Origin of the sequence: Foetidibacter luteolus, from assembly GCF_009650435.1 — a bacterium.
GTDB lineage: Bacteria > Bacteroidota > Bacteroidia > Chitinophagales > Chitinophagaceae > Foetidibacter > Foetidibacter luteolus.
The window spans coordinates 167,076-182,015 of record NZ_VVIP01000067.1 but is presented as its reverse complement, the minus strand read 5'-3'; the positions used below and the strand labels follow the sequence as shown (position 1 = coordinate 182,015).

Below are 14,940 nucleotides of genomic sequence, written 5' to 3'. Positions count from 1 at the left end.
GAAGTTTAAAAGGCTTATAATTTGTTTGAATGATGAAGTGCAGAAGCTTTTTAATATCTGCTGCAAACATTGAACAGTAGATGTTGCCGGTTACAGGTTCCTGGTTACCGGTCTGTTGAAGTTTAAAAGGCTTATAATTTGTTTGAATGATGAAGTGCAGAAGCTTTTTAATATCTGCTGTTAACATTAAACTTTAAACAAATGAACTTTGAACAGCAAAGCACAAGGAAAACTACCCTGCGGGAAAAGCTGCGCAGCGAATCCAACAGTACACGAGTGCGACGCAAGTAAAGCCTTATCATTGTTCCTGCAGCCGGGCCCATAAAAATTCTTTATGGTGAAAAAGGGATAAGCCCGCCCGCCTGCAGGGCGGGTGTTTTTCATTAAATCTTTACATTTTCATTGGGTAATTTGCCATTACCTTTAAACCTCTATAAAAAACAATGAGTATGAAGAAATACCTGGTGTTATTTTTTTTGATGGCTGCCTATGGCGCACAGGCGCAAAACCCTATTTATTACCTGCTGGTGGGCACTTATACAAAAAACCAAAAAGACGGTATTTATGTTTACCGCTTTAACCCCAACAGAACAGAAGCTACGCTGGTTAGTAAAACATCGGGCGTAGAAAACCCCTCTTACCTGGCTGTTTCCAAAGACCAGAAATTTGTATATGCCGTTAACGAAAACGGAAATGACCAGGGTGCTGTCAGCGCATTCGCACTTGATAAAAAGAAAGGGGAGTTGGTTTTTTTAAACAAGCAACCCAGCAACGGTGATGCACCATGTTATGTATCCATAGATTCATCAGGCAAAAATGTAGTGGTAGCCAACTATAGCGGTGGTAATATCTCAGTTTTTAAAACCAATGCCGATGGTTCGCTGCAGCCGGCGGTACAGAACATTGCACACGATGGTTATGGCGTAAATGTAAAAAGACAGGAACAGCCGCATGTGCACAGTGTAGTTTTTTCACCGGATGAAAAATACCTGTTCTCTGCTGACTTGGGTAACGACAGGCTTTACCGCTATTCTTTTAATGCTTCTGATGCCGCTGCTCCCTTAAAAGACCTTGACCCGCCTTATTATGAAATTCCCGATGGCTCTGGTCCCAGGCATTTTACTTTTCATCCCAATAAAAAGTTTGCTTACCTGCTGAATGAACTGAGCGGGCAAATAATAGCTTACCAGTACAATGACGGCGCCCTTACAGAAATACAAACCATTGCCTCTGACAATACCGGTGGCAAAGATGATAAAGGCAGTGCCGATATTCATGTAACGCCCAATGGTAAATTCGCCTATGCCAGCAACCGTGGCGCCGCCAACGATATTACTGTTTACCGCGTTGGCAGCGATGGCAAGCTTACCGAAGCCGAACATAAAAAGGTGGGTTTGCACCCACGCAATTTTATGGTTGACCCTACCGGCCGTTTTTTGCTGGTGGCCAATAAGGACAGCAACCTGGTACAGATATTCGTGATCAATAAAAATTACGGCCTGCTGGAAGATACCGGGGTTACCATTAGTGTTGACCAGCCCGTGTGCCTTAAGATGGTACCAGTGAATTAAGATTATTACAGGTGTGATATACACGCCAATAAGATGAAGCGGTAAAGAAACGTTACTTTACCGCTTCGTTGTTTTTGTAAACAATCTTTCCCTCAAACATTGTCCAGCTAACTTTCGTATCCCTGAAGGCTTCGGGGCTAATGGTAAGCACATCCCTGTCCACAAGTATCATATCAGCGTATTTACCCGGCACTATAGAGCCGGTTTTTTTATCCAGCATTAAAGCTTTGGCCGCATTGCTGGTATAGGCATACAGCATGGCCAGCCGCGGCATGCATTGGGTTGAATCCAGTACGCCCATTTTTCCCTTGCGGGTTTCTGCTTCATACATGGCTTCAAATGGATTGGCGGTGCTCACAGGCCAATCGCTGGCGCCGCAAATGGTTGTTCCAGCCTGCAATAAAGAACGTGCGGGGTACTGGTAGCGGTAAAGTTCCGGCGCTATATAAGGCTTTACAATATCAATGGTAGTAACATCCCCCAACGCCCACAGCAGTTGCAAAGATGCCAACACTTTTAACTGCGCAAAGCGGGCAAAATCCGCAGGCTTTGCCACCTGTATATGTGTAATAGTATGCGGTATGCCGCTAAAGCCATTGGCCTTACGGGCGGCTTCAAAACCGTTGAGGGTTTCCGTAACGGCACGGTCGCCAATGGCATGCACATGCACCAGCAGTTTTTCTTTGTCCGCATTAGTTGCAAACCGGGCAAATTTGGCCGGGTTGAACATCAGCACCCCCTTGGAGCCACTGTTAATATACGGCTGAGAAAGAGCCGCTGTTTGCGTAGGGTGCTCTATAACGCCATCGGCAAATATCTTAAACCCACATACGTTAAGGTTGGCATTGGTATTATACTTTGCCTGCAGCCGGCGCAATACCTTTACCTGTGCCGGCGCATCTCCGTTGCCATCGGCCACAACGGCAGCGGCAACATGCGCGGACAGCTTTTGTTCTTTTGCCAGCCAGGCATAGGTATCCAGTATGTGAAATTCCTTGTTTTTAACGTTACCCGCGGCGGGGTCTAACCAGGCGGTTATGCCCAGTGCGTTGTTGTATTCCATCGCTTTAAGTCCCGCCTTTTTATAATCGCTGGTACCGGTTGGCAGCACGGCATCAATTTTTTCAAAACCGCTGTCTGCCACAAAGCCATTAGGCTCAAAGGAACTATTATAGCCAAAGTACTTTCTTTTGTCTTCTGAAAGCCCCGCAATGTACTCCTTGTTAATTCCGGCTGCTTTAAGTACCGGCAGGTTGGCCCATTCCGTATGCCAGTCAGACCCTACCAGCAACACCGGCTGGTTTTCAAATTCCGGTGCGTTAAATACCCGGCTTAATCCGCCGATATCAGACCAGGAGGAAATGTTCATGCCATAGATAACCAGGAAATTGCCCGTCATGCCTTCACCGCTTTTTATTACCTGCTTTGCGTATTCGGCAAGTTGCCCCGGCGTTAACAGAGTGTCGCTTACATTGGGCCGGGAAAGGCTTTCGCCGCCATCTACCGCATGGTTATGGCTGTCTATAAACCCCGGCAGCACACAACCACCATCCAGGTTAATTTTAACGGCCGCGCTACTTACCGCCTTGCTTACTTCGTACAAATTACCCACAGCCATTATTTTATTGCCTTTAATGGCAACGGCTTCTGCAAAGGGCATTTGTGCGTTTGCCGTAAAAATGCGGGCATTAAACAATATTTTCTCGTCGCTGTTAAGACTGTCTTGCGCTGCGGTGTGCAGGCAGAGTGCCAGTAAACATATAGTTGCCAGGTAAAATTTCATTGTTATGGTAATGTACTTCAAGATAGTTATAACCGGCAAGGATAGCGGCAATATGTTTTATTAACCGGCAGGGTTAAATGCCGGTTTTAATGTGTGCCATTGCCCGCAAAGCAGCAGCGTGTTACACCTTCGGGTGAGGGATTGAAGCGGTTACCCCGCTGAAGACTTTGCAGCAGGGCTTTGTGGCGGAGTATGAGCGGAAAGCCCGACCCCTTGCGATAGCTTGGGGACACCCCCAAAAACATCATTAAGTAACCAAACTTTCATTTATTTTTTAAAGGCAAATGATACTTACGCTGTGTTGTATATATTTAACACAAAATTGAACCATTAAGCTGTTGTATTTGCCTTTAATCACTTATGGGCGGCAGCCGTCAGCATTGTACAATAATTTTGCTAATTGAATGAAAACAAGATTATCCCCATATTGGCTGTGCCAGCTACTTGGGTGGACGTTTTATGGCGCAGCCCTCATATTTCTTGCCAAGGTGTTCGATTATACCATATCGGGCCTTTTTATAAGGCGGATATTACTTTGGCTTTTTATGGGCTTGTTTTTTACACACCTGCTTCGTGAAATAATTACCCACCGTAAATTATTGCCCCCGCTAAGTAAAAAGCAATGGACGGAGTTGCTGTTGCTGGTAATTACCATCTGCGGCCTTTACAGCTTCATCACCAGCTCCCTGGTAGAATGGCTGCAACTGTACGACAGTAAAATGAAGGCCTCTTTTGCGCAAAGGTTAACCTCAGAAATATTTTATAACTCGCCCATTGTTATTGTGTGGGCCTCCATCTATTATGTTTGGCACTACATAGATGCCACCCGGGAAAGCCAGATGGATAAGGTAAGGCTGGAAGGGCTGGTAAAAGAACTGGAACTAAAAACCATCCGCTCTCACATTAACCCGCATTTTATTTTCAACGCCCTTAACAGCATACGGGCACTGGTAGATGAAAACCCTGAACGTGCCCGCACTGCCATTACAGAACTCAGCAATATTTTGCGCAGCAGCATGAAGGCCGACACGCTGGAAACATCCCCACTGGAACGTGAGTTGAACATTGTAAAAGATTACCTTGCCCTGGAACATATACGTTTTGAAGACCGCCTGCACATAGAATATGATATTGATGAAGATACGCTTGACCAGCAGGTACCGCCCATGATGCTGCAAACCCTGGTGGAAAATGCCATTAAGCATGGCATCAGCAAGCAGGTAGATGGCGGCATTGTAAAGATTATCTCCGATTTCAGGAGCAACCACCACGAACTGATTGTTCAAAATACCGGCCGCCTTAACAGCGAAATTAACCCCGAGGGTTTCGGCATACAAAGCACCTACAACCGCCTTAAATTGCTCTACGGCGCAAAAGCCAATTTCGAAATTAAAAATCTGAATGGTAACTTGGTAGAAGCAAAAGTAATTTTGCCGGTTCAATCTTTATAATATAAACGTTGTAATTATGAGCATTAAAGCCATTATTGTGGATGACGAACGTTTGGCAAGAAATGAGTTAAAAAAACTACTGCAGGACTTTGGAGACATTGAAGTTATTGACGAAGCGGGCAATGTAGATGAGGGTATTGAAAAAATTGAAACGCAAAACCCAGACCTTATTTTCCTGGATATACAAATGCCCGGTAAAACCGGGTTCGACCTGCTGACTGAGCTGGAAAAGGCCCCGCATGTAGTGTTTACCACTGCTTACGATGATTATGCATTGAAGGCATTTGAAGTAAATGCGTTGGATTACCTGCTAAAGCCGGTAGAACCGCGCCGACTGGCCGACGCCATACAAAAAGTGCAGTTTGAAATTCAGAAAGAAAATGCCGGCGTTAACGGCATGGCCAACCGCGGCCCGCTTACCGATAACGACCAGGTTTTTGTAAAGGACGGAGAACGCTGCTGGTTTGTTAAGCTGGGCGAAATACGCCTGTTTGAAAGTGTGGGCAACTATGCCAAAGTGTTCTTTGGTACCAACAAACCCCTTATTCTAAAATCGTTGAATGCGCTGGAAGAAAGGTTGGATGACCGCATGTTCTTCCGTGCCAACCGCAAACACATCATTAACCTGCGCTGGATTGAAAAGATAGAACCTTACTTTAACGGCGGCCTGCTGGTTGAACTAAAAGGTGGCGAAAAAATTGAAGTAAGCCGCCGGCAAACCGTGAAGTTTAAGGAAATGATGAGCTTTTAGCCCCGCATTTTTTTTGATACCGGCGACAGTGCCTTGTGGTCCCGAAAGTTCGGGATTGCGTCGCAATCACTTCATCGTCCGGTTTTTCATGGCGGCATTTAAGCGGGTATTAAGTGGCCTGTTCATTTTAAAGATATTTCAACAAGATAGATTCAAATGAAAAGAATAATTGTTACGGGGTTATTGGCAACAATAACCTCTTTTTTATACGCACAGGATATCAACAGCATCATCAATGCCCGGGAAGTGGAACGCATAGAAAAAACGCTTTCTTCCGATGAAATGAAAGGCAGGCTTACTTTTACCCCGGAACTGGATAAGGCCGCTGATTTTATCGCTGCCGAATTTAAAGCGGCGGGCCTTGTGCCGTTAACCGGTTTAAAAAGTTATATGCAGCGGTTTCACTACCTGAAGCCGAAGCTTATCAGCACCAGCTATAGTACCGGCTTAGTAAAACGTTCTGCAAAAAATGTACTGGTAATTACTACCCAGCCTTTGCTTACGGTAACCAATAAATCCGGTTTTGACACCGGCAGAATAAACAAAGGCGATAACCTTTTTCAGAAAGCGTATGGCTATGTACAGTCAGGCAAAAAAGTGGTGGTGATAGTTGATACATCGTTCAGTAAAAATTTTGCCCGGCTTGATTATTTTAAACAGCAATTGTCCCCCACACAAACCAGTGTGGTGTTTATACTGGCTGCCGCAAAGCCATCCCGTTTTAGCATAACTGCCAGGCATAGTTTTACCCAGCTTAAACTGGCTAATGTAGTAGGCGTATTGCCCGGCAAAAGCAAAAAGAGTGAACTGGTTGTTTTTTCCGGCCACTACGACCATATAGGAATTGGCAAGCCCGTAAACAACGATTCAATTTACAACGGCGCCAACGATGATGCTGCCGGCACCACCGCTGTTATTATGCTGGCCAAATACTTTAAAGCGCTTAACAACAATGAACGTACACTGGTATTCGCGGCATTTACAGCAGAAGAAATGGGCGGCTTTGGCTCCCAGTATTTTTCAAAACAGTTGAAACCGGCCGATGTAATGGCCATGTTTAACATAGAAATGATTGGTACTGAAAGCAAGTGGGGCAAGAACTCCGCCTACCTGACCGGTTATGATAAAACAGACATGGGCAAAATTCTGGAACAGAACCTGGAAGGCTCATCCTTTAAATTCTATGCTGACCCTTATACCGAAGAACAATTATTCTACCGCTCAGACAATGCAACCCTGGCAAAACTGGGCGTGCCGGCACATACCATTTCCACCTCTAAAATGGATAACGAGCCCAACTACCACAAACCCAGCGATGAAATAGGTACGCTGGACATGAACAATATGGCCGAAATCATCAAAGCCATCGCCATCAGCAGCCGCAGCATTGTAAGCGGCAAGGACACCCCATCAAGGGTTAAACCGGAAGATTATTAACACAGTAAGAAAATATTGTGCTTACTAAAAGTTTCTGCCGCCAAAGGCGGCAGAAACAAAAGCTACCTTGCGGGAAAAGCCGCATAGCGAATCCAACAGCACAAGAGTGCGACGCAAGCAAAGCCTCCTATTTGTTCCTGCGGCCGGGCCTATAAAAAATGCTTTCATCATACAAAAGCTTGCCTCCTTCAGGGGATGGGGGTAATACTGCCTCCTTATTCTCTTTCCGCATACCGTAAATCAGTTTCCCGATTATGTAAATGCCCGGTTTTGCGGCATGGTAATTTCGCACCCGGTTAAATCCCCGGTAAAAGTGGCCCGTTCTGAACATTTGGTAGCTAACCCAGCCTCCAAAGAGACAGTAGTTGCCCACCAGGATTTTTTTATCATCAAGACTTAAGAATTCATGAGAAAGCTTTGCGTATTTTTTTCGTTGGCGTTTTTGTTGTGTACCGTTGTTTCGGCACAGTCGCCTACCGGTAACATTGCTGGTAAAGTAGTTACAGTAGACGGTAAACCCGCTGAAGGTGTAACCCTTATAATCAAAAGCCTTAACAGGATTGCTATAGCTGATAATAACGGCATTTTCAACATACAGAAAGTACAGCCCGGCACTTACACCCTGGTGGTTAGCCTGGTTAGCCATAAGGATGTGGAAGAACAGGTAACTGTTACAGCAGGCCAGACAGCCAAAGTAGATTTTAAGCTGGAGCTTTCGGACCAGGAACTAAATGAGGTAGTGGTAATAGCCAACAAAAGCAGTTTTAAATCCAACCGCATGTCCGGTTCGTTAAGGCTGCAAACTCCTATACTGGAAGCGCCCCAGAATATACAGGTAGTAACCGCCAAACTGATTAACGACCAGCAGATATTCGATATGCTGGAAGGCGTTACCCGCAATGTTAGCGGCGCCACAAAAATTGAACACTGGGATAATTACGCCCGTATAACCATGCGTGGCAGCAATATAGCCGCTTTTAGAAACGGTATGAACGTATCTACCACCTGGGGGCCGCTTACCGAGGACATGAGCATGGTTGAGCGCATTGAATTTGTAAAAGGGCCCGCCGGCTTTATGCTCTCCAACGGAGACCCCAGCGGCTTTTACAATGTAGTTACCAAAAAACCGAGCGGCCGTAACAAAGGAGAAGTAAGTGTTTCTATGGGCAGCTTTGACCTGTACAGGGCCACTGCCGACCTGGATGGCAAAATTTCCAAAGACGGCAAATTGCTGTACAGGCTTAATGTAATGGGCCAGATGAAAGGCTATCACCGCCAGTTTGATTATAACAACCGTTATTCCATTGTGCCGGTATTAAAATACCTGGTAGATGATAAAACCTCGGTAACGCTGGAATACACACACCAGTTTTCTGAGGTGAATGTGATTGGCTCCAACTACCTTTTCTCAAAGCGTGGCTATGCAGACCAGCCTAAAAGTATGACTACCGCGGAGGCCAATCTTTCCCCCACTACCATGAACGACCGCAGCATACTGGCCATTTTTGACCATAAGCTGAATAATGACTGGAAGTTTACCGCACAGGTGGCTTATTTTAATTACAAGCAAATAGGCGCTTCACTGTGGCCCATAAAGTTTCAGCAGGCTAACGACAGTTTTATGCAGCGTGGCATAAGCATTTGGGATGTGCTGGGTACTACCAAAGTTGGCCAGATGTTTATGAATGGCAAAGTACAAACCGGCAATGTGGTGCATAAAATTCTGGGTGGGCTGGACATGAGCAATAAAGAATACTACCACGACTGGAACCAGGGCGCCGCACTGGGCGACTCTAACTTTAATGTTTACGCACCTAAGTACGGGCTGGCTACCGCACCGGTATTTGACCGCAGCAAAGACCTGCGGGAACGTGGTGTACGTTACTACAATGCCTATACCGGCTTTTATGCGCAGGATGAAATTGGGTTGTTTGATGAACGGGTACGCCTTACCATTGCCGGCCGCTATACCACACTTAAAAGCGGCGACGTTTATAACGGTGACTATAAGAACAGTAAATTCACGCCCCGCCTGGGCCTTAGCGTTTCACTGGATAAAAACACCGCCTTTTATGCATTGTTCGACCAGTCTTTCCTGGAGAACTATGGCAGCGACTGGCAGGGTAAAAGCTTTGACCCCATCACCGGCAACAACCTGGAATTTGGCCTTAAAAAAGACTGGATGGCCGGCAAATGGAACTCAGCAATATCTTTTTACCAGATTACAAGGAACAATGTATTAACTCAGGATGACGAACATGCTAAAGTTGTTAATGGAGACACTATTGGATGGTTTCAGAGGCCTACCGGCGAACAAAGGACAAGAGGCATAGAAGTTGACATTCGCGGCCAGATAGCAAGAGGCCTGGATGTGGTTGTTAACTATGCTTTTACCGAAGCAAAAATTACCAAAGACAGCGATCCTAAAGTTATTGGCAACCAGGTGGCCGGCTCCAGCCGCCATGTGCAGAATGCCTGGATTAACTACCGTGTTGACAGGGGGGCTTTAAATGGTTTTGGTATTTCACTCGGCTACCAGGTGCAGGCCAAACGTTCCCCCTGGTACTCCTTTGATAACTCTGAAAACAGCCTGCCCGACTACTTCCGTTTGGATGGCAGCCTTTCTTACCAGAAAGAAAAGATTGGGTTTAACCTGGTGCTCAACAATCTCCTTAACAAATACCTGTATTCAGGCGCCCCTTATACATGGGGCGGCTATTTCTACTGGCAGGCGGAGCCCGGCACCAATGCCAGGTTTAGCGTAAGCTACAGGTTCTAAATAGTTTTACATAGCAATTGCAGGCCCGGCGGAGTAAAAACCGCCGGGCTTTTTGTTTATCCGTACGTCGTACATGTAACATCTCACATCGTACATCATTTGCATGGTACCAGCTACGGTATTTCATGGGCAGCTTCGTTGCGTCGCAATCACTTCATCGTCTGGCATTTCATGGCATCTTTTCAGCCCTTGTAGATTGTCTGAACCACGATTTGACGGATTTTAGGGATTAGCCTGGTGCGCTTGTTTAATATTAGCGGCGTAGCTACTCTGTGGAGCTTGCTGTTATGTAGTACTACAATGTCGCTTCAGTAACATGAATATTCATCATCGCGACTATATTCTTTTAACACATCCAGCCATTTTTCGGGCTGGTATGTTTTTTCCAGATATGCTGGTTTGTAATGTATTTTTGTCCACTAGTCGGTTTCTTCTTTTGACAGCTGTTCTACCAACTGGTGCAGTTTCTTTGCCAGCACATTTTTGGGTATCAGTTTGGTTTCATAATCGGCAATCATTGCCGGGGAAGTGTTACGGGCCATGGCATATTCCACTACCTCTGTGTCTTTTCCCTTGCAAAGCAATACGCCAACGCTGTTCTTTTCAAATGGCCGTTTTACATCTCTGTCAAGGGCTTCAAGGTAAAAATTTAGCTTACCTAAAAATTCAGGTTCAAACTCCTGAATTTTCAATTCAAACAAAACGAGGCATTGCAAATCTCGGTGATAGAAAAGCAGGTCAGTATAATAATCTTTGTTGCCAACTTGCAACCGGTATTGAGTGCCCATGTAGGTAAACCCTTTGCCTATTTCGAGGATAAATTTTTGCAAATTTAAAGTCAATGCTTTTTCAAGGTCAGTTTCGGAATGTCCATCCGGTAAATCAAGAAACTCAAAAATGTAAGGGTCTTTAAAAAGATCTTGTGGTAATTGTGTTAACACTGTCGACACTTTCTTGTTGGAGAGCATCGTTCTTTCAAAATAGCCGGATGCTAATTGCCTTCTTAGATCTCTCATAGACCATCTTTCTTTTATACAGTGTAGCAGGTAAAAGAATTTCTCTTCCGGTGATTTGGTTTGAGAAAGAATTTCAAGATGATTTGACCATGTTACTTTACAGAGCAGGGATGATACTAACTGGTCTTGTAGAACCTTAAACTGTCCGGGTTGTGTCGGCACTGTCGACACTTTTTTACTTCCTGGTTTTGAAGCCTGAATTTGTGTCGGCAGTGCCGACACTTTTGCATTTTCGTTGGTACCAGCGAAATAAGCTTCTAATTGTGTCGCCAGTGGTGTCACAAATCCGGTGGATGAATATGTATCGTAAAATTGTTTCATCCGGTATAACCCTCTACGGGTAAATCCACTAAAGCCGGGGAATTTATTCTGAACGAAAACCGCTAATTCACCAACTGTATTTTCACCCCAAATGCCATCAGCTACCTTTATGGAAACAATACCGCCAACCTTAAAATATAACAGCACCAGTTCTTCATTCACTTTTTGAAAAGCCCTCATCCTGGCTTCTTCGATCAGAATGGCAACTTGTTCAAATTCTCTATTGGTTTTAATTTTACCCATTTTCAGAAGCCATTTAATTTAGTTTGCGGCCTGGAATTTGAAACCAACTGATGCCATTTTTACAACCGTTGAATGGATTGCGATGCAACGATGACGCTATGAAAAAGGTTGCTGGTATTACAATCATTAATGCAATGTCATTGACTAAAGACAAAAATCATATTTTTTGCCACTTTATAAAGATAGGGGTTAGGAAAACCACAAATTCCGCATTATTAGAGAAAATTGCAAACACAATATATATCACCATTGAAGATTATATAGCAAACATAATGACATTGACACATCCTTTACCAGAGATAGAGTTTTTACATTTCAGGCGCTGCTCTGTTTTCTCATGACCAATCTTCAAAAAGGCCTTCAACGTGAAATAGCCTGTTTTTAGCGTGCAATACTTTCAGATGGTGGCAGCATACCCGAAGTAGCGAAGTAAGCATTTTGCTCTCTCAAAATACTACCCGCCTTGTACCTGTCAACAGGCCATCAACCGGTAACCTGCAACCTGCTATCTTGAAACTAACTAAACAGGTATTCCACATCCTCTTCTGTAAGGGATTTTACAAAGCCTTCCTCTGCCGAAACAAGGTCTTCCGAAAGCTTCTTCTTCCTGCTTTGCATCTTGATAATTTTTTCTTCGATGGAGTCTTTGCAAATCATTTTATACGCAAACACGTTTTTGGTTTGGCCTATGCGGTGGGTGCGGTCAATGGCCTGGTCTTGCACGGCTGTATTCCACCAGGGGTCAAAGATGAAGACATAATCGGCTGCGGTTAACGTAAGACCGGTATTACCCGCCTTAAGGCTAATGAGGAAAAGGTTGGTGGTATTGCCCGGCTCCTGGAAAGCATTTACCATTTCCGCCCGTTGCGCAGGTGGTGTCTGGCCGTCAAAATGATAGAAAGGCAGGCCTGTTTTGCGGCATTCGGCGGCAAGTAAATCCAGCATACTGCTAAACTGCGAAAACACCAGGGCTTTATGGCTGGTAAGAATGTTGGCCAGTTCTTCCATCAGCACCGTTGTTTTGATGGAAGATCTTACATCGTGTTCATAACCTTTCAGCAACAGGGGGGAGTTGCATACCTGCCGTAGCTTCAGCATGCCATCCAGCACGGCCAGTTTGCTTTTGGAGAAACCGCTGTTTTGTATTTCGAGGAATACATTGTTGCGTACCTGGTCTTTAATCTCATTGTACAGTTCCCGTTGCTTCAGGTACATATCGCACCAGAGAATGGTTTCTGTTCTTTCCGGCAGGTCTTTGGCCACCTGCTGCTTGGTGCGGCGCAAAACAAACGGGTCGGTTAGTTTTTTAAGAGCAGCCACTTTTTCCTCATCGGCATTTTTGTCAATGGGGTCCGCGTATTCCCGTTTAAAAAACTCCCTTGAACCAAAAAGGCCTGGCGCAACAAAGCTTAGCTGGGCGTACAGGTCAAAAGTATTGTTTACTACCGGTGTACCGCTTAAGGCAATACGTGTATGGGCATTAAGCCGCACCACGGCACGGGTTATTAAGGCAGACGGGTTTTTAATGTTGTGGCTTTCATCAATAACGGCTACGCCGTAAAAAGTTTCACAAAGCAAATCAGCATCAGAACGCATGGTACCGTAGGTTGTAATAACCAACTGCACACCGGGTTGCTGCCATTCTTCCTTAGACCGGGCATTGCCATGGTACACCACCGCTTTAACTGCCGGTGCAAACTTCTCCACTTCCTGCTGCCAGTTGTAAATAAGCGAAGCCGGGCAAACAACAATACTTTTTGATTGAGGGTGTTTCTCCGCATAGTGTGCAAGAAAGCAGATGGCCTGCAAGGTTTTACCTAACCCCATATCATCTGCCAGGCAGGCGCCGGCGCCTGCTTCGGCCAACAAACGTATCCATTCGTAACCCTTTTGCTGGTAAGGCCTTAAGGTAGCCTGTACGTTTGCCGGCAGCGGGTAAACCTCTTTATCGCTGTGCTGCCAGCGGCTCCATTTTGTCCACCACTCCTGTTGTATGGTTTGGGTAAGCACACGTTGCTCTTCCGGGGTCTTGTGTTCTGTAATGGCCAGCCAGCGTGGAACGGCTATTTCTTTCTTGTTTACTTTGCCATGCTTTACAAGTGCGCTGTAGCGGTGCAGCCACTCATCATCCAGTATGCCCAGGGAATCATCTTTAAGCAGCACGGCCCTGGCGCCGGCCAGCAGGTTTTTCTGCAGTTCGTTCAGCGGCACAGTTTCTTTTCCAAAACTTACCTGCATTTCCATCATGATGCTTTCTTCCTTTTCACCCACTATGTTAATGCTGGTTTCTACCTTAAACGGAGAATACCTGAAATGCCGCAGCATATCCATGCCTGCAATCTCAATATCCAGGTCAAGCAGTTTGTGATAGGTTTTTAAAAACCATTGTTTCTTCTGCGCATCCGCGAAGGAAAGATAGTAATACCCGTTACGCTGTTTTTCAAACGTTGGATATAAGGATACCAGCAGTTGCAGCAGTTGGTCTTCCGTTTCTTTGTGGCGTTTAACAGCATAGGTCTCGCCATTGCGGATGATCTGTTCCTGCTCTTTAAACGGCCCTTCCACCAAAAAACCATCGTACACCCATTGCGGTGTAAGCATTAAAAAAGTGTTGTTCAGCTCGCTGAGCATTACACGGCTGGTGGGCAGGGCAGCTACCTGGTTCTGCTCAAACAGGTTGTTGCGCTTAACCGTATAATCTGCTTCCAGTACAGCCAATATATTTTTGGCCAACGCAGCGGCATTGTGTGCATATTGGGCAGGGTTGCTTTGCTGCAGCCATTCCAGCGTATTAAAATCCTTAAAGCCGGGAATAAAATATTCGTTACTGCCTTCCAGTAAGAAAGATATGCGGTTAAACGTGCTTAACCGGTAGCTGTTGCCGTTCAGCAGCAGGTTTGTTTCAAGGTGCAATCCCTGCCCGTTTTCGGCAAGCACTTCAAAGCTAAGTTGCGGCTTGAAGGAACTGAAGCTGCAGGGAGTGAGCAGGAATTTTTTACCTACTTCTATTTTGCTGTACCATTTTACAAGATTGGCAAAAGGCTTCAGTTGGTCAAAAGCCTCGTGTAAAAACCTCTGCAGCGTTTTGTTATAGTAAACTATATAATCATTGCTTGTCTGCAGTTTGCTGAACTGGTCTTTTATTTGAAATTTTAGTTTGTCGAACCCTTTTTTGCCCAACATGGCAAGGGCCTCTTTGGCGGGCCTTGGCAAAGCCGGAAAAAGTGTAGTTAATACCGCTGTGTCAGCATCACGTTCAAAGTACTCAATGGTTTTGTTCTTCTTCTCTATTTCCAGTATGGCCAATGGCGGTTTGCCCCGCAACAGGTTTTGCGGGTATAACAATAAGGCTGCTTTTGAATTGGCTTTTGACACGTTGTGTAATTTCGTTTGTCCAAAAAAAATTCGCAGCGGCAAACATACTTACTGTGCCAATAAGCAGGTAATTGGTTAGGGAAATTTTATAAACAGATGTGCTGAAAAGTATGTAAAGCAGGAAACCAGTTACCGGTTACAGGTTGCCAGTGTGTTGATAGGGTAAAGGTTGATAATGTTTTTAAATGATAAAATCCAGAAGAATTTATATTC

9 protein-coding genes are annotated in these 14,940 nt (G+C 45.1%); 5 read left to right on the top strand and 4 right to left on the bottom strand.

What is annotated here, in order from left to right:
• A partial coding sequence (locus tag F0364_RS29035) for a hypothetical protein (protein ID WP_207632833.1) occupies positions 1 to 187 on the bottom strand: 187 nt, incomplete at its 3' end.
• Between the two features lie 262 nt (positions 188 to 449).
• On the opposite strand from F0364_RS29035, the gene F0364_RS22610 reads away from it, so the two are divergent.
• Positions 450 to 1,571, top strand: a complete 1,122-nt coding sequence (locus F0364_RS22610) for a lactonase family protein (protein WP_207632832.1) — start codon at positions 450 to 452, stop codon at positions 1,569 to 1,571.
• A 52-nt stretch (positions 1,572 to 1,623) separates the two neighbouring features.
• Here the strand turns inward: F0364_RS22610 and F0364_RS22605 are convergent, their stop codons facing one another.
• On the bottom strand, positions 1,624 to 3,354 hold the full coding sequence (locus tag F0364_RS22605) for an amidohydrolase (RefSeq protein ID WP_153800090.1): 1,731 nt from the start codon (positions 3,352 to 3,354) through the stop codon (positions 1,624 to 1,626).
• 404 nt (positions 3,355 to 3,758) lie between these two features.
• On the opposite strand from F0364_RS22605, the gene F0364_RS22600 reads away from it, so the two are divergent.
• From F0364_RS22600 to F0364_RS22585, 4 genes are all read left to right on the top strand, one after another.
• Entirely contained in the window at positions 3,759 to 4,805 is a 1,047-nt protein-coding gene (locus tag F0364_RS22600; RefSeq protein ID WP_153800089.1) for a sensor histidine kinase, read from the top strand.
• A gap of 16 nt (positions 4,806 to 4,821) precedes the next feature.
• The gene (locus F0364_RS22595; RefSeq protein ID WP_153800088.1) at positions 4,822 to 5,556 is read left to right on the top strand and encodes a LytR/AlgR family response regulator transcription factor; all 735 of its coding nucleotides are present in this window, start codon (positions 4,822 to 4,824) and stop codon (positions 5,554 to 5,556) included.
• A 156-nt stretch (positions 5,557 to 5,712) separates the two neighbouring features.
• Positions 5,713 to 6,993 carry a M28 family peptidase gene (locus F0364_RS22590; RefSeq protein ID WP_153800087.1) on the top strand — a complete coding sequence of 427 codons (1,281 nt, stop codon included), beginning with the start codon at positions 5,713 to 5,715 and terminating at the stop codon, positions 6,991 to 6,993.
• Between the two features lie 406 nt (positions 6,994 to 7,399).
• The gene (locus tag F0364_RS22585) at positions 7,400 to 9,772 is read left to right on the top strand and encodes a TonB-dependent receptor (RefSeq protein WP_153800086.1); all 2,373 of its coding nucleotides are present in this window, start codon (positions 7,400 to 7,402) and stop codon (positions 9,770 to 9,772) included.
• Positions 9,773 to 10,191: 419 nt separating this feature from the next.
• Here the strand turns inward: F0364_RS22585 and F0364_RS22580 are convergent, their stop codons facing one another.
• Together F0364_RS22580 and F0364_RS22570 are read right to left on the bottom strand one after the other, a co-directional pair.
• Positions 10,192 to 11,352, bottom strand: coding sequence for a PDDEXK nuclease domain-containing protein (locus tag F0364_RS22580; protein ID WP_153800085.1), 1,161 nt, complete (start codon positions 11,350 to 11,352; stop codon positions 10,192 to 10,194).
• A gap of 516 nt (positions 11,353 to 11,868) precedes the next feature.
• The gene (locus F0364_RS22570; RefSeq protein ID WP_235921211.1) at positions 11,869 to 14,727 is read right to left on the bottom strand and encodes a DEAD/DEAH box helicase; all 2,859 of its coding nucleotides are present in this window, start codon (positions 14,725 to 14,727) and stop codon (positions 11,869 to 11,871) included.
• Between the last annotated feature and the right edge of the window lie 213 nt (positions 14,728 to 14,940).